General features: G+C 66.1%; 20 protein-coding genes. 14 read left to right on the top strand and 6 right to left on the bottom strand.

The window, feature by feature from the left end:
* The first annotated feature begins 102 nt into the window (after nucleotides 1-102).
* Nucleotides 103-1236, top strand: a complete 1134-nt coding sequence (gene spbR, locus J2X45_RS06065; protein WP_310212557.1) for a pole-localized protein SpbR — start codon at nucleotides 103-105, stop codon at nucleotides 1234-1236.
* 70 nt (nucleotides 1237-1306) lie between these two features.
* On the top strand, nucleotides 1307-2071 hold the full coding sequence (locus J2X45_RS06060) for an NUDIX domain-containing protein (RefSeq protein ID WP_310212555.1): 765 nt from the start codon (nucleotides 1307-1309) through the stop codon (nucleotides 2069-2071).
* Here J2X45_RS06060 and J2X45_RS06055 read toward each other — a convergent pair.
* Genes J2X45_RS06055 through J2X45_RS06040 form a run of 4 tightly spaced genes read right to left on the bottom strand, consistent with a single transcriptional unit; the run spans nucleotide 2068 to nucleotide 5601 of the window.
* The gene (locus J2X45_RS06055; protein WP_310212553.1) at nucleotides 2068-2718 is read right to left on the bottom strand and encodes an ABC-type transport auxiliary lipoprotein family protein; all 651 of its coding nucleotides are present in this window, start codon (nucleotides 2716-2718) and stop codon (nucleotides 2068-2070) included. The genes J2X45_RS06060 and J2X45_RS06055 overlap by 4 nt on opposite strands.
* Entirely contained in the window at nucleotides 2715-3653 is a 939-nt protein-coding gene (locus J2X45_RS06050; RefSeq protein ID WP_310212550.1) for an MlaD family protein, read from the bottom strand. Before J2X45_RS06050 ends, J2X45_RS06055 begins: the two co-directional genes overlap by 4 nt.
* Nucleotides 3653-4489 carry an ABC transporter ATP-binding protein gene (locus tag J2X45_RS06045; RefSeq protein ID WP_310212548.1) on the bottom strand — a complete coding sequence of 279 codons (837 nt, stop codon included), beginning with the start codon at nucleotides 4487-4489 and terminating at the stop codon, nucleotides 3653-3655. Before J2X45_RS06045 ends, J2X45_RS06050 begins: the two co-directional genes overlap by 1 nt.
* Nucleotides 4486-5601 (bottom strand): MlaE family lipid ABC transporter permease subunit, encoded by a 1116-nt coding sequence (locus tag J2X45_RS06040; RefSeq protein WP_310212544.1) that lies wholly within the window; start codon nucleotides 5599-5601, stop codon nucleotides 4486-4488. Before J2X45_RS06040 ends, J2X45_RS06045 begins: the two co-directional genes overlap by 4 nt.
* A gap of 214 nt (nucleotides 5602-5815) precedes the next feature.
* Between J2X45_RS06040 and J2X45_RS06035 the strand changes: the two genes are divergently transcribed.
* Nucleotides 5816-7366 carry a globin-coupled sensor protein gene (locus tag J2X45_RS06035; RefSeq protein WP_310212540.1) on the top strand — a complete coding sequence of 517 codons (1551 nt, stop codon included), beginning with the start codon at nucleotides 5816-5818 and terminating at the stop codon, nucleotides 7364-7366.
* A 44-nt stretch (nucleotides 7367-7410) separates the two neighbouring features.
* On the opposite strand, the gene J2X45_RS06030 is transcribed toward J2X45_RS06035, so the two are convergent.
* Nucleotides 7411-8463 carry a LacI family DNA-binding transcriptional regulator gene (locus tag J2X45_RS06030; protein ID WP_310212537.1) on the bottom strand — a complete coding sequence of 351 codons (1053 nt, stop codon included), beginning with the start codon at nucleotides 8461-8463 and terminating at the stop codon, nucleotides 7411-7413.
* A 166-nt stretch (nucleotides 8464-8629) separates the two neighbouring features.
* Here J2X45_RS06030 and J2X45_RS06025 point away from each other — a divergent pair, with 166 nt between their 5' ends.
* From J2X45_RS06025 to J2X45_RS06015, 3 genes are all read left to right on the top strand, one after another.
* Nucleotides 8630-9886, top strand: a complete 1257-nt coding sequence (locus tag J2X45_RS06025) for an MFS transporter (protein WP_310212536.1) — start codon at nucleotides 8630-8632, stop codon at nucleotides 9884-9886.
* Nucleotides 9887-9913: 27 nt separating this feature from the next.
* Complete coding sequence (locus J2X45_RS06020) at nucleotides 9914-10720, top strand: RNA methyltransferase (RefSeq protein ID WP_310212534.1); 807 nt, start codon at nucleotides 9914-9916, stop codon at nucleotides 10718-10720.
* 62 nt (nucleotides 10721-10782) lie between these two features.
* On the top strand, nucleotides 10783-11778 hold the full coding sequence (locus J2X45_RS06015) for an alpha/beta hydrolase (RefSeq protein WP_310212531.1): 996 nt from the start codon (nucleotides 10783-10785) through the stop codon (nucleotides 11776-11778).
* On the opposite strand, the gene J2X45_RS06010 is transcribed toward J2X45_RS06015, so the two are convergent.
* Complete coding sequence (locus J2X45_RS06010; RefSeq protein ID WP_310212529.1) at nucleotides 11766-12494, bottom strand: YafY family protein; 729 nt, start codon at nucleotides 12492-12494, stop codon at nucleotides 11766-11768. The genes J2X45_RS06015 and J2X45_RS06010 overlap by 13 nt on opposite strands.
* Before the next feature lie 93 nt (nucleotides 12495-12587).
* Between J2X45_RS06010 and J2X45_RS06005 the strand changes: the two genes are divergently transcribed.
* From J2X45_RS06005 to J2X45_RS05970, 8 genes are all read left to right on the top strand, one after another.
* Complete coding sequence (locus tag J2X45_RS06005) at nucleotides 12588-13316, top strand: glutathione S-transferase family protein (RefSeq protein ID WP_310212527.1); 729 nt, start codon at nucleotides 12588-12590, stop codon at nucleotides 13314-13316.
* Between the two features lie 456 nt (nucleotides 13317-13772).
* Nucleotides 13773-14555 carry a FadR/GntR family transcriptional regulator gene (locus J2X45_RS06000; protein WP_181242804.1) on the top strand — a complete coding sequence of 261 codons (783 nt, stop codon included), beginning with the start codon at nucleotides 13773-13775 and terminating at the stop codon, nucleotides 14553-14555.
* Between the two features lie 259 nt (nucleotides 14556-14814).
* Nucleotides 14815-15663 (top strand): 5-dehydro-4-deoxy-D-glucuronate isomerase, encoded by an 849-nt coding sequence (gene kduI / locus J2X45_RS05995; protein WP_310212519.1) that lies wholly within the window; start codon nucleotides 14815-14817, stop codon nucleotides 15661-15663.
* Between the two features lie 12 nt (nucleotides 15664-15675).
* Nucleotides 15676-16863 (top strand): glycoside hydrolase family 88 protein, encoded by a 1188-nt coding sequence (locus tag J2X45_RS05990; RefSeq protein WP_310212516.1) that lies wholly within the window; start codon nucleotides 15676-15678, stop codon nucleotides 16861-16863.
* A gap of 31 nt (nucleotides 16864-16894) precedes the next feature.
* Nucleotides 16895-17650 carry a FadR/GntR family transcriptional regulator gene (locus tag J2X45_RS05985; RefSeq protein ID WP_310212513.1) on the top strand — a complete coding sequence of 252 codons (756 nt, stop codon included), beginning with the start codon at nucleotides 16895-16897 and terminating at the stop codon, nucleotides 17648-17650.
* Nucleotides 17651-17761: 111 nt separating this feature from the next.
* Complete coding sequence (locus tag J2X45_RS05980) at nucleotides 17762-18091, top strand: hypothetical protein (RefSeq protein WP_310212509.1); 330 nt, start codon at nucleotides 17762-17764, stop codon at nucleotides 18089-18091.
* A gap of 139 nt (nucleotides 18092-18230) precedes the next feature.
* Entirely contained in the window at nucleotides 18231-18887 is a 657-nt protein-coding gene (locus J2X45_RS05975) for a glutathione S-transferase family protein (RefSeq protein ID WP_310212506.1), read from the top strand.
* 17 nt (nucleotides 18888-18904) lie between these two features.
* Nucleotides 18905-20476 (top strand): glycoside hydrolase 43 family protein, encoded by a 1572-nt coding sequence (locus J2X45_RS05970; protein WP_310212505.1) that lies wholly within the window; start codon nucleotides 18905-18907, stop codon nucleotides 20474-20476.
* The last annotated feature ends 1 nt before the right edge of the window (nucleotide 20477 follow it).

Genomic DNA, 20477 nt, shown 5'->3' with positions numbered 1-20477 from the left:
CCCGTTACGGCTTATCGTTAATCCACAGCTTCGTGGCGCAAACAATCATTAAGCCTAACCGCCGAAGATGCGACTCTACGCATAGCTCCCTGCAGGCGAACCATGGCCACCACGCGCGCTGCACTCACCGACTCCGACATCCGCATGCTCGTCAAGGGCGCGACGCCCGATGAGCGCGCGCTGGCGGCGCACAAGCTCTGTCGCAGCATCGATCGTTCCGTCCTCACCGACGAGGAGCGCGAAGTCGCGCACGACATTCTTCGCGTCATGGCCGCCGACGCCGCCGAGCTTGTCCGTCGCGCCATGGCGGTGACGCTGAAAAACTCAACGGCGCTACCGCCGGATGTCGCCAACCGCCTGGCGCGCGATGTCGAGAGCGTCAGTCTGCCGATCATCAGCTTCTCGCCCGTCTTCACTGACACCGATCTCGCCGAGATCGTGAAGGTGGGCGGTCCGTTGCGTCAGATGGCCGTAGCCAAGCGCCCCAAGCTCTCGAGCAAGATAACAACCTTGCTGGTCGAGCAGGGCGGTGAGGACGTCGTCGCGACGGTCTGCGCGAACGACAACGCGCGCTTTTCCGAAGTCACGCTGCAGAAGGCGCTCGACCGGTTCTCCAAGTCAGAGCAGGTGCTGCAAGCGGTGGCCTATCGGTCGGCCTTGCCGCTGGCGGTCACCGAGCGCCTGATCGACATGGTCGGCGAACAGCTGCGCGATCATATCCTGACCAGCCACGCGGTATCGCCCGAACGCACCATGGAGCTGATCCTGGGCGCGACAGAGCGCGCGACGATTGATCTCGTTGATCAGGCTGGCCGTACGGCGGACCCCAAGGCGTTTGTCGCTCACCTGAACAAGATGGGACGTCTGTCGCCGTCCTTGATCCTGCGCGCGCTGGCGCATGGACACATGACCTTCTTCGAGTGGGCGGTCGCCGAACTTGCGGGGGTGCCGCATCATCGCACATGGCTGATGATCCACGACGCCGGCCCTCTCGGCTTGAAGGCGATCTGCGAGCGGGCCGGTTTGCCCTCGCGGCTTTACTCGGCGTTCCGAGCCGGGGTCGACGCGTTCCATGGACTTGAGTTCGACGGTCGGGCCCATGATCGCGAGCGCTTCCAGGAGCACATGATCCAGCGCTTCCTGACCTCGTCCCACATCGCGTCGCGAGAGGACAGCGAGTACCTGCTGGAGCGCATGGACCGCAGCGCCAGCAAGCGTCGCGCCCAGTCGGCCTGACCCTGCGGAACCTAACAGTTGTTCGAAACAGGTCTGGGCAAGCACCGCTGCGGGCGCCAGACTTGTCGCCATGCCTGAGTCATCTCCAAGTCCGATCCGACCTGCCGCGACCATACTGCTGCTTCGAGACGCGCCGACGTTCGAGGTCTTGATGGTCAAGCGTCACCACCAGATCGACTTCGCGGCGGGCGCGCTGGTTTTCCCCGGTGGCAAGAGCCACCAAGGCGACAGTGATCCCCGCTGGCGCGACCTGGCGATCGGCTTCGACGTCACAGAACAGGATGGCGCGGCCTTGCGGATCGCGGCGTTGCGTGAGGCCTACGAAGAGGCGGGCATTCTGCTGGCCCGCGATCGCGATGGCGCGTTCTATGCCGGCGAAGCGGCCAAGGACATCCGCGCTGCAGTCGCCGAGGACAAGGTGGCCTTCATCGACGTGGTCGAGGACCTGGGCCTCAAGCTCGACCTTTCGGCCCTGACGATCTTCGCGCGCTGGATCACGCCCAAGCTGATGCCTAAGCGTTTCGACACCTGGTTCTACGTCGCCCACGCCCCCCTGGCGCAGCAGGCGATCTGTGATGGCTACGAAGCGGTGGACGCCGAGTGGATCGCACCGGCCAAGGCGCTGGAGTTGGCGGCCTCGGGCGAGCGCAAGGTGATCTTCCCCACACGCATGAACCTGCAGTTGCTCGCCGAGAGCCAGGACCCGTCGGACGCCGTAGCGCGCTCCACGAGCCGCCCTCTGGTGACCGTAGAGCCCTGGGTCGACGGCGCCGTCCTGCGCATTCCCGAGGACGCAGGCTACGGCGCCGTGACCGAGCCGTTGGACGCGCTCTAGTTCCGGGGGGGCGGGCCTGCGGCGTTGACCCACCCCACGACCTCGCCGAGGACCTTCGCGGTGGCTTGGTCATAGGCTGGAACGATCGCCGAGACGCGGTTGTCCGCCGCTTTGACGCGGGCCTCAAAGATCTGGTCGCCGACCAAAGCGCGGTCCTGGTTGTTGTTCAGTACGCCGCGCACCCGCACGACCACTTCCGGCGCCGCCTTGGGCCCGTTGACGTACTGGGCCTCGAAGGTTCGAACCTCCAGGCGCAGTACGAGGTCGGCCTTGGCGATCTCGCCCCGCCCGATCAGGCGCGCACGGCCCGGGTCGCTCTGGAATGCGTTGGCGACAGCTTCCTCGAACAGAACGAAAGCCGGCGACACCCACCGGGCGTCGGCGATATAGGCGACCTCGCCCTGGGTGCTGGTCAACATGCGATCACCGGCCGCAGCGCGGGTGAACACGGTGGGTGACTTCAGCACGCCGAACATCGCGCCCGGAGGAGCCTTCGGCGCACTGACCTCCGCGTCACCGAACCGATACAGACCCACTGGCTTGCTTTTCGGGAAGACGCTGATGCAAGCCGAAAGGCTCAGGGCGAGGGCGGTGGCGGTGGCGATCTGGGCGAGCGCGCGCATGGTTTTGCGGTTCATCGGGTTCACGGCTTCACCTCCACTTCCTTGGCGGGCGCCTTGCCGACAACACCGCGGGGGTTCTGTTCGACCTCGCCGACCAGTCGATCCAGAGATTCGGCGGCCGACTGCAGGGTGACGATGGCGGACGACAGCTGCGGCAAGCCGGTGGTGGCGAAGTCGCTGGTCGGGCCCTCCAGCTTGGACACCATGCCACGCGCGTCCCTGGCGGCGGCCTTCAGCTCGGCGGCCGCGTCGCCCAGTTCTGTCAGGGTGCGCTTAGCGTCCCCCTCGACCAAGGTGTTGGCGCTATTGGACAGTTCGGTGATCGACTGGGCCGTCTGGTCAATGCTCTGGAGCGCTTTCTGGGCGTCGGCGATGATCGCCTTGCGATCCCGCAGTTCCTGGGTGACGGCCTGAACGTTGGTCATGGTCGCGCCGAAGCTCTTGATGTTTCGGTCCGAGAGGACGCGATTGACGCGATCGAGGGCTTCGATGGTCCGGGTCAGCACCGTGCCGCCGCCTTCCAGAAGGTCGGAGAGCGCGCTGCGTTGGGTCCGCAGCACGGGCACCTTGCCGTTTTTGACAGTATCCTTCAGCAGCTCCTTGTTCGGCGAGCCGGCCGTGATCTGCACATAGTTCACGCCGGTGATGCCCTGCGGCTCCAGCGTTGCGTAGCTGTCCACCTTGATCGGCACGTCCGAGGTCACGCGCACGCGGGCGATCACGCGATTGGTGTCGGTCTTGTCGAGTTCGATCCGGGTGACTTCACCGACCTTGATGCCGTTGAAATGCACTTCGCCGCCCTGGGACAGGCCGCGTACAGGGCCGACGAACAGGATGTCGTACAGGTCGTAGTCGCGGTTGAAGCTCAGCTTGGCCAGCCAGACCGCGAAGATCACCAGGCCCATGAAGAGCGCCAGCGAGATGGCCCCAACCAGGGCGTAGTTGGCGTTTCTTTCCATCAGTAGTCGGTCCTCGACTCGGCCAGCTCCTCGGCGGCCGCAGCGGCGCGCCCTCGGGGGCCCAGGAAGTATTGTTTGATCCAGGGATGTTCCGAACGCTCGAGTTCGCGAACCGGCGCCACGGTCACCACCTTCTTGTCCGCCAGGACCGCCACCCGGTCGGTGATCGTGTAGAGGCTGTCCAGGTCGTGGGTGATCATGAAGACGGTCAGCTCGAGGCTGTCCGAGAGATCCTTGATCAGCGCGTCGAACGCTTGGGCGCCGATGGGATCGAGCCCGGCGGTGGGCTCGTCCAGGAACAGCAGTTCCGGATCCATGGCCAGGGCGCGCGCCAGGCCCGCGCGCTTTCGCATCCCGCCCGACAGCTCAGCGGGCTTCAAGGTTGCGGCGCGCGCGGGCAGGCCCACCATCGCGATCTTGAGGTCCGCGATCGCCTCGACCTCGCTGCGCGGCAGCTGCGTGTGTTCGTATAGCGGCGCCGCGACGTTCTCGCGCACGGTCAGGTTCGAGAACAGCGCGCCCTGCTGGAAGAGCACGCCCCATCGACGTTCGACCGAAGACCAACGCCGACGGGACGCGGTGCGCATGTCGCCGCCGAAGAGCCGGACATGGCCGTCATCCGGCGTCTTCAGGCCGATGATGCTGTTGAGCAAGACCGATTTGCCCGAGCCGGAGCCGCCGACGACGCCCAGGATTTCGCCCTGCTCGACCTTGAGATCCAGGCCGTCATGGATGACGTTGTCGCCAAACCGTGTGACCAGGCCGCGAATTTCGATGGGGTACTTGTCCGTATCCGGCGCCTCGCCGGGCGGGGGGAGGGGCGTGGGGCCGGTCATATGTCCAGCTCCATGTAGATCAGGGCGAAGACCGCATCGATCAGGATGATCGCGAAGATGGCGTGGACCACCGAGGCCGTGACGCGTCGCCCGAGCGACTCGACGTCCTTGCCGACCTCCATACCCTGGCGGCAGCCAATCGCGGCGATCACCATGGCCATCACGGGCGCTTTCGACAGGCCGATCCAGAAATGCGTGGCGCCGACATAGTCCACGATCCGTTGGAGAAAGAAGGTAGGGGAGAGATCAAGCACGCTCCAGACGACGAGAACGCCGCCCGCCAACCCGGCGATGGTGGCCACGAAGGTCAGGAGCGGAATGGTCAGAAGCAGCGCTGCGAACCTCGGGAGCACGAGCGCCTCATAGGGATCGACCCCCATGACCTGCATCGCGTCGATTTCCTGGTTCATCTTCATCGAGCCGATCTCGGCCGCGAAGCTTGAGGCCGACCGGCCCGCGAGCAGGATGGCGGTGATCAGGATGTTGAACTCCCGCATCACCGAGATGCCGATCAGTTCGACGGCGTAAACCTGGGCGCCAAAGTCGGTCAGCATGTTCGCGCCCAGCAACGCGACCACAGCGCCAATGAAGAAGGTGGTCGTCGCCACGATCGGCATCGCATCAAGACCGGCGCGTTCGCAGAGCGCCACGATCGGCGCCCATCTGATCCGCCTTGGCGAGACCGCGCTGCGGCCAAGCGCCACCAGGAGGTGTCCCAGGAACACCAGGGTTCCATAGCCGTCCGCGAACAGTCCAAAGACTCCGCGGCCGATCCGTTCGAGCAGGGCGTAAAACCCTCCGCGACGCACTGTGCGTTGTGGTTCGACCTGGATCGCTGCGCCGACCAACTCCAGAAGCCTCAGCACCTGTTTGCGGGCGGTCACCTTCTCGGCGTCGAGGCGCTCACCCGCCGCGCGCAGGATGGCGTAGGCGCCGGCGGTGTCGCACCGGTTCACACCGGTCAGGTCCAGCCGTAGATCGGCGCGGCCGTCGAGCGCTTCGGCCAGGCGCGGGCCGGCGTCGAACAGGCCCCGCGCGGTCCAGTCTCCCGTCAGGACGGCGACCGAGCCTGCGTCCTCGTCGGTCAAGGTGAAATCCGCAGGAAGCGCCATGAAGTCCTTGGGGTTCAGTCCCGTTTATATCCAAGCCCTCGTGAGGACCTGACAAGTCCAAAACGCGCCAAGGCGCAGCTTGGTTCTCATTATGGCGAAGATTGTCGGACGGTGCGGCCACGGGGCGCATCGCTCCGGACTTCAATCTTGGTTAACAGATTCCGTTCACCAACATGGTCAACCAATCCTTACCAGCGAGTCGGAGCCCCCTGGCATGAGCGCCAACGCCAAGCTTGATCAGCGCATGGCCTTCATGCGCTTCGACGAGCGGTCTCGCGCCAACCTGCGAGCGATCAAGCCGGTGATCGACGCCGAGATCGGGACCGCGCTGGGCAAGTTCTACAGCCAGGTTCGGCTTTTCCCGGACACGCGGGTGAAGTTCCGTGACGATGGCCACATGGCCGGCGCTGAGCGCGCCCAGGCCGCCCATTGGCGTCGTATTGCGCAGGCTGACTACGGCGAGGGGTACGTTCGCGATGTGGAGCGTATTGGCCGCGCGCACGCCGACGCCGATATCGCTCCGCAGTGGTACATCGGCGGCTACGCCGTGGTCGTCGAAGAGATGATGCGGGCCCTTGTGGCCAAGCGCGCCAAGGGGCTTTTCAACAGCGCCAAATCGGACGCCGAACTGGCGGATGGGCTTTCAGCGCTGATCAAGGCCGCATTCCTTGACATGGATCTGTCGGTGTCGACCTACATCGACGCCCTGCTGGAGGAGCGCGAAGCGCTGGAGCGTGAGCGCGAAGCGGTCGAGCATCGCCAGGCGTCGGCGGTCAAGGCTGTGGGCGAGGCGCTCGCCCGTCTGGCCGCAGGCGACTTGTCGGCCCGGGTTGAAGGTGACCTTGCTCCGGAGTTCCAGAGCCTGAAGGTTGATTTCGAGCGGGCGACCGGCGCCCTGACAGATGCCATGAGCGCGGTCGAACGCTCGGCTGGCGGCATTCGCGCCGGCGCCGACGGCATCGCCCACAGCGCCGAGGATCTGTCCCAACGCACGGAGCAGCAGGCGGCCACGCTGGAGCAGACCGCCGCCGCGGTCGAGCAGCTGACCAGCGCGGTCGGCAAGACCGCCAAGGGCGCGCGCGAAGTCTCGTCGCGTGTCAGCGAAGCCTCCGCCGAAGTCGAACGGTCCGGCGACATCGTCACCCGGGCCGCCGAGGCGATGACCAAGATTGAGGCCCAGTCGCAGCAAGTAAACCAGATCCTGGGGATGATCGATGAGATCGCCTTCCAGACCAACTTGCTGGCGCTCAACGCCGGGGTCGAAGCGGCGCGCGCCGGCGACTCGGGCAAGGGGTTCGCGGTGGTCGCCCAGGAAGTACGGGCGTTGGCCCAGCGATCGGCGCAGGCCGCCAGCGACATCAAGTCCCTGATCACCCAGAGCAGCCGGCAGGTCAGCGAGGGCGTCGACCTGGTCGGTCAGACGGGCGAGGCGCTGCGTGGCATCCACGAAAAGGTTGGCGGCATCGATGAGCTGGTCAACGCCATTGCCGCTTCGGCCAGCGAACAGGCCACGGCTTTGGGTCAGGTCAACGCCGCCGTGAACCAACTGGACCAGGTCACCCAGCGCAACGCCGCCATGGTCTCTCAATCGACCGACGCCACCCATGCGCTGCGGGTCGAGGCGGCGGACCTGTCGAACCGTGTCGGGGCCTTCCGCCTCGGGACGCGTTCGCAGCCGATCCACCAGGAAAAGGTTGTCGACACCCCCAACCCCGTGCACGCGGCGCGCGCGCGCGTCGCGGCCTTCGCGCGGCCCGGGCGGTAGGCGCGGGCGTCTTCGAAGATCGCTTAGCCGCCTGGCGAGCCGTCTTACCGCGGCGGCGGCGCTGTTGAGGCGCGGTGGATCAGGGCGAAGGGCAAAAGCTCGTCCACCGGACGTTCAGGCGCCCCGCCGCTCCGCGACTGCTCGATCAGCAGCTTCGCCGCGACCGACGACATTTCAGCGACGGGTTGGCGCACGGTCGTCAACTGCGGACGGCTGAACCTTGAGCTGGGGCTGTCGTCGAAGCCGGCCACCGATATGTCGCCAGGCGTCATCAGCCCGACCTCGGCGATGGCGGCGAGGCAGCCCAGCGCCATATCGTCATTGCTGGCGAAGATGGCCGTCGGCCGCTCAGGAAGGGCCAGCATGGCCTTGGCCTGCTCAAGACCCGACTGGAACGTGAAGTCGCCCTGTCGGACCCAGGCTTCGGGAACGGGAAGGCCCTTCGCGCGCATGGCCTCCAGGTAGCCGTCGCGCCGGGCCTGGCTGGCGCCGTAGCGTGGCTCGCCGACAATGAAGCCGATGCGCTGGTGCCCCAGGCTGATCAGATGATCGGTCATCTCGCGGGCCGCGGCCACGTCATCCATGTGCACGCGAGGCCCCAGGCCCTCCGCGCGTTCCGGACCGACACGGACGTAGGGCGTGCGGGCCTTGTCCAGCAGTTCGAGCACAACGGCGTTGTCAGAGGAGGGCGGGGTGAGGATCACGCCGTCGGGCTTCAGGGCCGCCAATAGCGCGGCGACCTCCTGGCGGACTTGCGGGCCTTCATGGTCGATCAGCTCGATCAAGAGGTGATAACCGGCGTCGCGGCAGACCAGCGTCGCGCCCAGCTGAATGCGGCTCAGATAGTCGGCGCCACGCTCGCTCTGCCAGTGGTCGATCGTCAGGGCGGCGTCGACGAACACGGCGATGACGAACGACCGTGATCCGGCGAGGCTTCTGGCCGACAGGTTCGGGCTGTATCCCAGCTCGCCAGCAGCGGCGAGCACGCGTTCGCGCATGACGGGCCGAACATTCGGCTCGTTGTTCATTACGCGCGAAACGGTCTTGATCGAGACGCCCGCCTTCGCGGCGACGTCGTAGATCGTCACCGAACCCATTCGTTGGCCCCGACTTCCTTGAGACTCATGCCCATCACACACAAACTAGTGCGTCTGGGCGAAGGAAGGAAACTCCTCGATTGAAAGCGCTCCCAGGCCTTGTATCTGGCCGTTTGCACAGCCAGTGTGGGTGCAGGCGCGGCGACAGATCGCGCGGGGAGGTGAGATGCGGTTTGACGACGGGGCGCGGCCCAGAGAGCCGGTGCGCGCGAATTTCATCGCCGCGTACACCCTCGCGCAAATCGCGGCGTTCGTGTCGTTCCAGCCGCTGCTTCAGGTTCTCCTCCCTCTCAAGGCTGAGGCCATCGATGCTGGCGGCAAAGCGATCGTTCTGGCTCAGGTCGCGTTCTACGGGGCCATAGCGGCCAGCATCGCCAACCTGCTGGCCGGAGCGATCAGTGATCGCACCACCTCGCGTTTCGGACGCCGGCGGCCCTGGATGGTGATCGGAGCCATCGGCGCTTCGCTGGCCTACCTGGCCATCATGCATGCCGAGACGCCGCTGGAGTTGATCGGCGGTGTTATCCTGTTCCAGGTGGCCTTCAATCTCTGCTTTTCGGCGCTGATGGCGGTGATGCCTGACCGCGTGCCCGACACTCAGAAGGGCTTGGTCGCCGCGTTTCTCAGCCTCGGCAACCCTATTGGCACGGCGGTGGGCGCCGTGGTGGTCGGAGGCCTGCTCGTCACCGAGAGCTACCGGTACGCCACCATCGCTGCGGCTCTGTTGTTGGGTCTGGCCCCGTTCGTGATCCGACTTCATGACCCACCATTGCCAGCGAGCGACGTGCCGCCGTTCAACCTGCGTGCCTTCGTCTCGGGTCTCTGGGTGAGCCCACGGAGGCATCCGGACTTCGCCTTCGCCTGGCTCGGGCGCTTTCTGGTGCTCGTCGCTTTCAGCCTCGTGCAGAGCTACATGCTCTACTTCCTGAAAGACGAGGTCGACTATCCGCACCTGTTTCCAGGACGCCGGGCGGAAGAGGGCCTGGCGATCTTGGCGGCGGTCTCGACGGTCTTCAACGTGGCCTGCGCGATGCTGGGCGGCGTGCTCTCCGATCGTCTTCGCCGGCGAAAGCTCTTCGCCTTCGGCGCGGCCCTGACGGTGTCGCTCTCGCTGATCGTCTTTTCCGTGTCCCCGGGTTGGCCGGTGCTGGTGGCCGCCTTCATCGTCTATGGTTGCGGGGTCGGATGCTTCTCCGCCGTCGACATCGCTCTGGTGACCCAGGTGCTGCCGTCGCAGCGGGATGCTGGCAAGGATCTTGGCGTGATCAATCTCGCCAACACGCTGCCGCAGGCGTTGGCGCCCGCGCTCGCAGTATGGAGCCTTGGCCCCACGCACGGTGATTTCCGGATGTTCTTCCTGGTGGCCAGCGGCCTGGCCCTGGCTGGCGGTCTGGCGATCCTCCCGATACGAGGGGTGCGCTGATCACCCGCTTCGTCTTCAGAGCCCGCCTTGCCCCAGTTTCATCGTGTCTCGCACCCGGACGATCCCGCCGTCGCCCCGTTCCGCGCGATCAAGGAACGCGACCTCGTCGGTCGCGAAGGGCTGTTCATCGCCGAGGGGGAGACCGTGCTTCGCGCCTTCGTCCGCGACGCGCCCGAGCGCGTGGCCGCGCTGCTGATCGATCCCAAGCGCCTCGACAAGCTTGAGGAGGTCCTCGCGGGCCTGCCGCGCGATACGCCGGTGCACTTGGCCGATCAGGACGTGCTGGACTCGATCGCCGGCTTCCATCTGCATCGCGGGATTCTGGCGCTGGGTCGCAAGCCGCCGACGCGAAATGCTTACGAGCTGCTGTCGAGCCTGCCGGCGCAGGCGGTGGTGCTGGTCCTATGCGGTATCGCCAATCATGACAACATCGGGGGCATCTATCGCAACGCCGCAGCGTTTGGCGCCGATGCGGTGATCCTCGACGCCGACTGCTGCGATCCGTTTTACCGCAAGGCGATCCGGGTGTCGGTCGGCGCGGTCCTGTCCTTACCGACCGCGCGGCTGACGCGGACCGATTCAATTGCGGACCTGCTGCAGACCAGCGGCTTCGAGGGGCTGGCCTTGAGTCCGGCGGCGGACGAGACCCTTGCAGCGCTCAAGCCGGCGCCCCGGACCGCCGTGTTGCTCGGCGCCGAGGGGCCCGGTTTGACGCCGGAGGTCATGGCGCGCGCGCGCCGGATCGGCATTCCGATGGCCAACGGTTTCGACTCGCTGAACGTCGCCACGACCAGCGGCATCGTCCTGCATCACCTGCGCTTCGCGAAGGGCTAGGAAACCGGTTTCCAAACCTACGCTCCGGGTCTTAGGGTCGCGCCAATGACAACGAGTAGGTCTTGGCTTCAATGATGAACCGGCGCGGCGCTTTGAGCGCTTTTGTTTCGAGCGTGCTCGGTTCCTTGGTGGCAGGCGAGGCGAGGGCGGCGAAGATGGACAATCCAGCGATCACGCCGCCGGATCCCACCGAGGCGATCGTGCTGTGGCCGAGCGGCGCGCCGGGCGGCGAGGGCGTCAAGGTCGAGGAAAGGATCGTCGAACGGGGCGATCCAAAGGGTTTGAAGGATCGGGCCCAGGTGCACACGCGCGCGCCCAAGCTGGAGGTGTTTCGGCCAAAGACCCCGAACGGCGCGGCCGTGATGCTGATCCCCGGCGGCGGCTATGAGCGGGTCGTGCTGGACAAGGAGGGCTATGAGACTGCGCGATGGCTCGCCGGGCGCGGCTACACCTGCTTTGTCCTGTTCTATCGTATGCCAGGCGATGGATGGGCCGCCGGCGGCGATGCGCCACTACAGGACGCCCAACGCGCGATCCGCCTGATCCGCGCCCGAGCCGACGGCATGGGATTCTCGGCGGACCGGGTCGCCATCATGGGATTCTCGGCGGGCGGACATCTGGCGGCGAACCTGACCACCCGCTTCGATGTCGAGACCTACCCGGCCAGGGACGATGCCGACAGTTTGCCGACCAAGCCCAACCTTTCAGCGCTGATCTATCCGGTGATCACGCTGGACCTGGCGGCCGCTCACGGCGGGTCTCGCAAGCAGCTTCTCGCGCAACGCGATACCCCCGAGCGAGCGATCGAGCTCTCACCGGAGAAGCAGGTCCGCGAAGGGCTTTCGCCCGTGTTCCAGTTGCACGCGGCTGATGACAAGTCGGTTCCCGTCGAGAACTCGCTGCTGATGTTCTCGGCGCTGAAGGCCAAGGGCGTGCCCACCGAGATGCACATCTTCGAAGAGGGCGGTCATGGGTTCGGCTTGCGCTTCACCTCGGGCAAGCCGGTGGCCGCCTGGCCCAACCTTTTCGAGGCGTTCGCCAAGCGTCACGGCGTGTAGCAGTCGCTCGCGGCGCGAGCTTCCCAGGCGCTGATCTCGGCCTCGCGGAACCGCAGCCACTCGGCCCGCAGCACGGCGGGTCGCTTGCCGTGGCGGTCGTCCATGAACTCGGCGCCGACCACGCGATCAGTCCGGAAGGTGCGGAACGCGGCGCGAAGCTCGCACCAGGCGATGATCATCCGGATCGTCTCGCGATAGCCGACCGTGACTGGCCAGATGACCCGTTCGCTGATCGCGCCGGCCTCGTCGCTGTAGTTCAGGCGGATCTTGCGGCCGGCGTGGATCCAGGCGCGCACCTGGGCGACATCGATCCGGTCGGTCTCAGGCTTCCAGGCTGGCGGAGCGGCGGCGGCGGGCTCCAGCACATAGGGGCGCAGTCGGTCAGGAACGGCGGCGGCGATCTTGCTGGTCAAGTCACGGGCGGCCTTGGCCAGGACCGGATCGCCGCGCCCCGCCACCCATTGGGCGCCGAGCACGGCCGCCTCGATCTCGTCGGGCGTCAGCATCAGCGGCGGCATGTCGAACCCCGCCTCCAGCACATAGCCGACCCCGGCCTCGCCCCGAATGGGCGCGCGCTGGCCGACGAGGGCGGCGATGTCGCGATAGACGCTGCGCTTGGAGGTCTCCAACTCCGCAGCGATGGCGTCAGCGGTCACCGGCGCGCGGCTGCGGCGCAGGATCTGGATGATCTGGAAAAGGCGTTCGGCGCGTCTCATGAGCTTCACTATCCAGCATCGTTGCTGACAGCATGCTGGCAGTAGGCTGGCGGTAGCAAGTCGTCATCGCGACATTCGGGATGGAGAGGGACGATGATCACGCTGTTCGCCACGGGGGCGGGGTTCGGACTACCCGAAATCAGCCCCTATGTGACCAAGACCGAGGTCCAGCTGATGATGGCGGGGCTAAGCTATCGGAAGACAGCCGGGAGCCGCGAGACGGCGCCGAAGGGGCAGTTGCCCTGGATCGAAGACGCCGCTCAAGCGATCGGCGACTCCACCTTCATCCGCGTGCACATCGAGCGGAAGTACGACGTCGACCTCGATATCGGCTTGAGCGGCAAGGAGCGGGCGCAGGCCTGGGCTATCGAGCGGATGCTGGAGAACCAGTTGGGTTGGGTGTCGGCCTATTTCCGCTTCATGGATCCCGCCAACTTCGACAAGGGGCCCGCACGCTGGTTTGACGGCGCGCCAGCGGAGCTTCGGGACGACCTCCGAAAGACGCTGAAACAGGCGGTCGCCGCCAATATCCGGGCGGTCGGCGTTGGTCGTCACCTGCCAGACGAGGTGGCGTGGCTCGGCGGGTTGTCCTTGCGAGCCCTGGACGAGCTTCTGGAGGACAAGACCTATCTGATGCGTGACACCCATCCCGTGGGCGTGGACGCCAGCGCGTTCGCAATGCTGGCGGCTGTGCTGACGCCGTTCTTTGACTCGCCCTTGCGGCGCGAGGCCGAGAGCTATCCAAGACTGGTCGCCTATGTCGGGCGGATGATGGCGCGATACTATCCGGCGCATGACTGGGGGCTACGGCGGGCTGCCTAGAGCCTCGCGCGTCAAAACGGAATGTTTTGACGCGATTATGGGGCTCTAAATCAAACGCTTAGAGCGTGACTCGTGCCGAAACCGGTTCCCACTTTCGGCGTCACGCTCTAAGCGGCTTGGCATGAGAGCGCTAACAGATTGGCTGTACAACTTTCTAAACCGTCGGGAATATTGGTCAGGCCATTTTGCGATTGTGTGCCTAGCCAATTTTGCTAACGTGCCTCGGCTCGGGCGCCCGACTTGATCCTCTGGCGGCTGAGCGTTCGTCGACCAGGGCGCTGCGTACCTTGCGCCAACCTCCTCCCGGGGCGGCCGGCGAGGGCGGCCGGAGTCCTTACCCTCCGGTCGCCCCGACATCTTGGTAAGGCCACTTTGATCGCGACGCCTTGTGACGCGGGCGTGCGCGCGGTAGTCGTTGGGCTGCGCCGTTCCCGGCGTCTGTCAACGGCCGCTGCTATGTCGACCCTCTCGCTGGACACCTCGTCCCCTGACGCCACCCGGCTCTATCAGCAGGTGGCGGCGTCGATCAGCGCCGCGATCGCCGAGGGCGTCTATCAGCCGGGGCATCGGCTGCCGTCTGAACGTGATCTCGCCGATGAGTTCGGGGTAAGCCGCCCCACCGTCCGGCGTGCGATCATCGCCCTGGAAATGCGCGGCCTCTTGGAGGCTCGACAGGGCTCGGGGGTCTATGTGCGCCTCGACCAGCCGCCGCCGCCCGTGAAAGATCTGGATATCGGCGCGTTCGAGCAGGCCGAGGCGCGGCGTCTGTTCGAGGGCGAGGCCGCCGCCCTGGCCGCGACGCTGATCACCGACGACGAGTTGGCCTATCTCGAGACCCTGGTCACCGAAATGAACAGCGAGGCCTCGACGAAGGAGCAGAGCGAACTGGCCGACCGCCAGTTTCACATCACGATCGCCCAGGCCACGCGAAACACGGCCGTGGTGCGTGTCGTGGAGAGCACCTGGGACCTGCGCTACCGGTCGCGGCTCTGCATGCAGATGCTCGAGAAGGCGCGCCTGGTCCGTAAGCGTCCGCTGCGGGACGAACATCAGGAGATCATCGAGGCCCTGCGCACTCGCGATCCCAAGGCCGCTCGCGCGGCCATGCAGGCGCATCTTGGCGGGCTTATCGAGAATCTTCTGCTGACGGCCGAACTTGAGGCGATCGAACGCACCCGAGAGAGCCTCGCCGCCAAGCGCGAGGAAATCGCTCTCCGCGCCGCAAGCGCGGCGAAGTAGCGACGCGCGGGCCTACAGCCGCGCCAGCCGTCCGAAGTGTTTTCAGCTGGCCTGGCCAAAAATGGACCTGTCAGCCTGCTCCAGATGTCGCTTAGATCTCTGATAAAGCTAGGGAACGTCAGAGATGCGCGCCGTCGGTCAGTGCTGTTTGGCGGGAGCTGCCCCCGAAGTTGACATACCGCTTTACGGCTGAGTGTGTAAATTGGTAATGTCAATTTAGAAGCCGCCGGACCGAGGCGGACATGCGGCGGGGAGGTCGATGGGCGTCGACATGGATTATCGCGAGAGCACGGGCCGGGCGGGCATGAGGCGCATGACGACCGGAGAGCTTCGCGACACCTTCGTCATCGCGAACCTGTTCCAGGCTGGCGCGCTGCAGCTGAGCTATCTTGAGGTCGAACGCGCGGTGGTCGGCTCGGCCGTCCCGACGACAATGCCGCTGGCGCTGCCCACGCATCCCGAACTGGCGTCGAGGTTCTTCTGCGAGCGTCGCGAAGTCGGGGTGATCAATATCGGGGAGCCGGGCTCGGTGGTGCTGGATGGCGACCGGTTCCGTCTGTCCCGCCACGACTGCCTGTACATCGGACGCGGCGTTGAGGCGGTCAGCTTCGAGAGCGAGGACGCGGGCCGTCCGGCCCGGTTCTACTTCGTCAGCTATCCCGCCCATGCGAGTTACCCGAGCCGCAGCGTTCGCCGGGATGAGGCCCGCACCATCGTCGCAGGCGAGGCGCAAAGCGCCAATCGGCGGGTCATCCGCCAGGCGATCCGACCCGGCGTGGTCGACAGCTGTCAGTTGGTGATGGGCTTCACCGAACTGGAGGCCGGCAGCGTGTGGAACACCATGCCGCCGCATACCCACCGGCGGCGGAGCGAAATCTACATGTACTTCGACGCCGCGCCCGGACGCGTGATGCATCTGATGGGCGAACCATCAGAGCCGCGCGCGGTGTTCATGGACGACGGCGAGGCGGTGTTCTCGCCCAGTTGGTCGATCCACAGCGGTGTCGGCACCGCCAACTATAGTTTTGTCTGGTCCATGGGCGGCGAGAACCTCGAGTTCGACGACATGGACGTTCTGGCCGTGTCCGATCTGGGCGCGCGCGCGTAGGGGAGGCCCAAGATGACCTTCAAGTTTCTGACCGCAGCGCTCGTCGCCGCTTGGGTCGCCGGCGCCGGGGCGCAGGCGTCCGCCGCGCCGCAGGCGGGGCCAGCGCGGGTCTCCGCCGCCTCGGTGGACACCGCAGCGCGCAAGGTGGCCGCCTGGCAGCTGGCCCACATGGACAATTTCGACTACGTGCCGGTCACGTCGTTCCGGAAGGACACCGAAGCGCCGCGTGACTGGGTGCAGGCGGCCTTCTACATCGGCCTCTCCACCTACGCCGGCGCCACTCAGGATCCGTATCTGACCCGCGCGGTCCTCGCGCACGGCGAGGCCCAGCAATGGAGCTTTGACCATCGCCCTCGCCATGCCGACGCCGACGCCATAGGCGCGGTGTGGATCTGGGCTGCGAACCGTACCAACGACCCCTCCAAGCTCGATCCGATCAAGAGCCGCTTCGCAGCGGTGCTGGCCAACCCGTCGACGGTGTCGCTGGACTTTGAGCCCAAGCCCGCCAAGGGCGACCCCTACTGCCAGGCGCGCTGGTGCTGGAGCGATGCGATCTTCATGGCGCCGCCGGCCTGGACGGCCCTGGCGAAGACAACGGGCGACAAGCGGTATCTGGCGCACGCCGATCGCGAGTTCTGGGCGACCCACGACTACCTGTTCGACAAGACCGATCATCTCTATTTCCGCGACAGCCGCTTTATCGCGCGTCGCGATGCGGAGGGGCGCAAGATTTTCTGGGGCCGCGGCAATGGCTGGGCGTTCGCAGGGATCGCGCGGATTCTCCAGGACCTGCCCGCCAACCATCCAAGCCGCCCACGCTACGAGGCGGTGTTCCGCCAGATGGCGGCGAAGATCGCGTCTTTGCAGGGAGAGCAAGGTTATTGGCCGGTGTCATTGCTTGAGCCGCAGAAGACGCCCGAGACCAGCGGCACGGGATTCTTCGTCTACGGCCTGGCCTGGGGCGTGAACCACGGCGTTCTGCCCCGTGCAAAGTATGCCTCCGTCATCGACAAGGGCTGGAAGGCGCTGGAGGCGGCGGTGGAGCCGGACGGGCGTCTGGGCTGGGTGCAGCGGGTGGGCGTGGCGCCCGACCAGGTGGGACGCGACGACACGCAGCTCTACGGCGTGGGCGCCTTTTTGCTGGCGGCCAGTGAGGTGCGTCGCCTGGCGCCAGCTTACAAAGGTCAGGCCAGTCGCTAAGATGGGGTCATAGAATCCCAAGCGAGGCTGGATGAGCGGCGCGCCCGACCCCCAGAAGCTGTACCAGCAAGTGGCTCGGTCCATCGCCGCGTCGATCGCCGAGGGGCGCTACGCGCCCGGCGATCGGCTGCCGTCCGAGCGGGGACTGGCGGACTCTTTCGGTGTCAGTCGGCCTACGATCCGCGACGCCATGATCGCCTTGGAGTTCCAAGGACTGGTGGAGGCGCGCCAGGGCTCCGGCGTCTATGTCACCGCGCAGGGCGAGGTGGAGAAGGATCCGTCGGAGGCGGAAGTCTCGGCCCTGGAGTTGACCGAGGCGCGGCGTCTTTTCGAAGGGGAGGCGTGCGCCCTGGCGGCGGCGGCTGTCGACGACGAGCAGATCGCGGCCTTGGACCGCATGGCCCGCGACATCGCTCGCCACGCCGGCGGCGAAGACGGCGAGCGGGTCGAGCACGACTTTCACCTCGCGGTCGCCCACGCCACCCGCAACGCGGCGATCGTGGCGGCGGTGGAGGAGATCTGGCTTCTTCGCCGGCAGTTTTCCGATTGCACCAAAGCCTTGCGGCGCGCCCGGCTCGCCGCGTCGGACGCGTTTGCGGACGACCATCGCCGCATCGTCGACGCGTTGCGAGCGCGCGACCCCAAGGATGCGCGTCGTGCGATCCACGACCATTTGAACCGCACAGTCGAGGTTCTGCTCGCAATGGCCGAGCGGGATGCGCTGGAGCGCACGCGCCGCGAGATGGCCGATCGGAGAGAGGCGCTTCTGCGCCGGACTGCCATCTAGGGTTGATTTTTCAGGGTTGTTTCGGCCCGCGCCATTTCGTCGCACAAATCAAGGCCTTGCGGTTGAAGCCCTGCGCATGCTGACCTCGCGGCAAGGAATCAGGGGGTTGAGATGTCGGATAAGTTGGCGCCGGCGAGCGTCGAAGTGGTTTTGAAGGCGATCTCTGCGGAGATGTCGTTCGCCGCTGTCGCCTGCGGGCACCTGGATGTGGCGCTTGGCAAGATCCTCGAGGTCGTGCCGGACGAGCACCGTCTCTCGGTCATGCAAGAGCTGCATACGGTGGATTTGCTGGCGCAGCACATCACGGCGCTGACCGATTTCGCGGGTAACCTGTCGCAACAGCACGGACAGGGTGTTCTCGAGGTGAACGACTCGCTGAACGCCATCACGCTGGGCGACGTCGCCGCCCGCCTGCGTGAGGCGATTGTCAGCGGGGTTTAGCGCCCAACCGCGTCTGGCGATCCGCAAACGTTCCCGCGAGGTCGGTCGAGCGACCCAAACCGATTGGCAGATTGCAGAGGTCGTGTCGGAGTTCGGCGGGCTTGAGCGTCCTTGGACGGCAGCGGCCCGGAGCTTCGACATGCGCCCCACCATCACTGCTTTCAAGACGTCGCCGGATCGCGGCCACGGCCTTGCGCGCGACATGGCGGTACGCTGGGCGTTCGAAGAGGTGGGGCTCGCCTACGACGTTCGCCTCGTCACTTTCGACGCGTTGAACGCCCCTGAGCACAGGGCGCTTCAACCGTTCGGCCAGATCCCGACCTATGAAGACGCCGCAGTCGCGCTCTTCGAGTCCGGTGCGATCGTCTTGCATGTGGCCGCGCAAGGGGCCGGACTGCTGCCTTCGGACCCTGCGGCGCGAGCGCGCGCGATCGCCTGGATGTTCGCGGCCGTAAGCACGGTCGAGCCGCCGATCGTCGAGCGCTCCATGGCGAGCCTGCTGGACCGCGATCAGCCGTGGTTCGAAGCCCGGCAGAGCCTTCTCGACACCCGGGTTCAGGTGCGACTTGCGGATCTGTCGACGCGTCTGGCGGACGATGACTGGCTGGACAGCGCATTCAGCGTCGGTGACCTGATGATGGTTGCGGTGTTGCGCAGGCTGCACGGCTCGGGCCTTCTTGAGGAACATCCGACCGTCCAGGCCTATGTCGCGCGCGGCGAAGCCCGGCCTGCGTTTCAACGCGCCTTCCTGGCCCAAAAGGCGGTATTCGACGCTGCGGCCATGGACGGGGCGTAAAGGTGGGAACGACGAAGATGACAAGGTTTCGAGCGGCCCTTCACGCGCTGTCATGCGGCGCCTTGGGCTTGACGATCGTCGCAGCGGCCCCGGCCAGCGTCGCGCAGGTCTGGCGCTCGGACTCGGGGCAGGGGACCTACGCCAATCCGCCGCTCAATGCCGACTATCCCGACCCTGACATCATTCGCGTGGGCGAGGATTTCTACTTCGCCTCGACGACCTTCGTGAACACGCCAGGCCTGGTGATCCTGCACTCCAAGGACCTGGTGAACTGGGACATCGCCAGCCACGTCATGCCCCGTTTGACGGGCAATCCCAAATACGACCTGGCGAACGGCGGTGACTACCGCCACGGCGTCTACGCCCCCAGCCTGCGCTATCACAAGGGGCGGTTCTACATCGCCGTGACGCCGGTGGGCGGTCGCACGCGGATCTATTCGGCCGCCAAGGTCACCGGTCCATGGGCCATGCGTGAGCTGGACCGCGAAGCCTTCGATCCAGGCCTGTTCTTCGACACCGACGGCAAGGCCTACATCATCACCGCGATTGGTTCGGATGGCACGATCACCTTGCTCAGCCTGAACGATGACCTCTCCGCCGTGGTCGACGCCCGCGTGGTGCATTTCAACAAGGGCGCCGAGGGCTCCAAGCTGATCCGGCGCGGCGACTGGTACTACCTGTTCAACGCCATTCCATCGCGCCTGGGCTTGACGGTCTCGCGCGCGAAAAGCCTGAACGGCCCATGGGAAACGCGGCCCCAAATCGACGACACCACCGGCGGCCATCAGGGCGCCCTGGTCGACCTGCCTGACGGCGGCTGGTACGGCTTCGTCATGCTGGACGCCGGCGCCGTGGGCCGCGTCACCAACATCAGCCCGATGTTCTGGCAGGATGACTGGCCCGTGTGGGGCACGCCCGAGGCCCCCGGACGCGTCCCCGCCAGCGCCGCCAAGCCGATCCTGGGCCATCCGTTCAGAGAGCCGCCGAGCTCCGACGATTTCTCGGCCGCTGTGCTGGGTCGCCAATGGCAGTGGAACCACAACCCGGACGACCAGCGCTGGTCGCTGACCGAGCGGCCGGGCTTCATGCGCTTGAAGGCGACGACCAGCGACGCGTTCTGGACGGCCCGCAACACGCTCGTTCAGAAGGGGCAGGGGCCCCGCAGTCGCGGCGTCGCCAAGCTGGACCTTCGAGGGCTGGCGGTCGGCGATCAGTGCGGCCTTGGTTCGTTCGGCAAGTTTTCCAGCCAGCTGGTCGTGACACGAACGCCTGAGGGACAGGGCGCGGTTAGCGCCCGGTTGATCGAGAGCACGGCTCAGGGTTCAAAGACCCTCTCGCTGTCCGAGCCGCGTCCGGTGGCGTTGACCGATCTCTGGCTGTCGGTGTCCATGGACTTCACCACTGACAAGAGCACGCTGAGCTACAGCGCGGACGGCAAGGCTTGGTCCATAGTCCCGGGCGATTTCCCGCTGGCGTTCGATTGGCGGACCGGCACCTTCCAAGGCGAGCAGTACGGCCTGTTCTGCTACAATCCCCGAGGCGGTAAAGGGCGGCTGGACATCGACAGCTTCACCCTGGGTCTACCCTAGG

This window comes from Caulobacter sp. BE264 (genome assembly GCF_031457805.1).
In the GTDB taxonomy this organism is placed as follows: domain Bacteria; phylum Pseudomonadota; class Alphaproteobacteria; order Caulobacterales; family Caulobacteraceae; genus Caulobacter.
Note: the sequence above shows the minus strand (reverse complement) of the source record. Positions and strands in the feature narration are given on the sequence as shown.

Excerpts from the sequence above, each read along its gene's own strand:
- J2X45_RS05990 (WP_310212516.1), top strand. The coding sequence starts at position 15,676 with ATGACCTTCAAGTTTCTGACCGCAGCGCTCGTCGCCGCTTGGGTCGCC.
- J2X45_RS06000 (WP_181242804.1), top strand. The coding sequence starts at position 13,773 with ATGTCGACCCTCTCGCTGGACACCTCGTCCCCTGACGCCACCCGGCTC.
- J2X45_RS06040 (WP_310212544.1), bottom strand. The coding sequence starts at position 5,601 with ATGGCGCTTCCTGCGGATTTCACCTTGACCGACGAGGACGCAGGCTCG.
- J2X45_RS05985 (WP_310212513.1), top strand. The coding sequence starts at position 16,895 with ATGAGCGGCGCGCCCGACCCCCAGAAGCTGTACCAGCAAGTGGCTCGG.
- J2X45_RS06060 (WP_310212555.1), top strand. The coding sequence starts at position 1,307 with ATGCCTGAGTCATCTCCAAGTCCGATCCGACCTGCCGCGACCATACTG.
- J2X45_RS06030 (WP_310212537.1), bottom strand. The coding sequence starts at position 8,463 with ATGGGTTCGGTGACGATCTACGACGTCGCCGCGAAGGCGGGCGTCTCG.
- J2X45_RS05980 (WP_310212509.1), top strand. The coding sequence starts at position 17,762 with ATGTCGGATAAGTTGGCGCCGGCGAGCGTCGAAGTGGTTTTGAAGGCG.
- J2X45_RS05975 (WP_310212506.1), top strand. The coding sequence starts at position 18,231 with ATGCGCCCCACCATCACTGCTTTCAAGACGTCGCCGGATCGCGGCCAC.
- J2X45_RS06045 (WP_310212548.1), bottom strand. The coding sequence starts at position 4,489 with ATGACCGGCCCCACGCCCCTCCCCCCGCCCGGCGAGGCGCCGGATACG.
- J2X45_RS06035 (WP_310212540.1), top strand. The coding sequence starts at position 5,816 with ATGAGCGCCAACGCCAAGCTTGATCAGCGCATGGCCTTCATGCGCTTC.
- J2X45_RS06005 (WP_310212527.1), top strand. The coding sequence starts at position 12,588 with ATGATCACGCTGTTCGCCACGGGGGCGGGGTTCGGACTACCCGAAATC.
- J2X45_RS06010 (WP_310212529.1), bottom strand. The coding sequence starts at position 12,494 with ATGAGACGCGCCGAACGCCTTTTCCAGATCATCCAGATCCTGCGCCGC.
- J2X45_RS06025 (WP_310212536.1), top strand. The coding sequence starts at position 8,630 with ATGCGGTTTGACGACGGGGCGCGGCCCAGAGAGCCGGTGCGCGCGAAT.
- spbR (WP_310212557.1), top strand. The coding sequence starts at position 103 with ATGGCCACCACGCGCGCTGCACTCACCGACTCCGACATCCGCATGCTC.
- J2X45_RS06050 (WP_310212550.1), bottom strand. The coding sequence starts at position 3,653 with ATGGAAAGAAACGCCAACTACGCCCTGGTTGGGGCCATCTCGCTGGCG.
- kduI (WP_310212519.1), top strand. The coding sequence starts at position 14,815 with ATGGGCGTCGACATGGATTATCGCGAGAGCACGGGCCGGGCGGGCATG.
- J2X45_RS05970 (WP_310212505.1), top strand. The coding sequence starts at position 18,905 with ATGACAAGGTTTCGAGCGGCCCTTCACGCGCTGTCATGCGGCGCCTTG.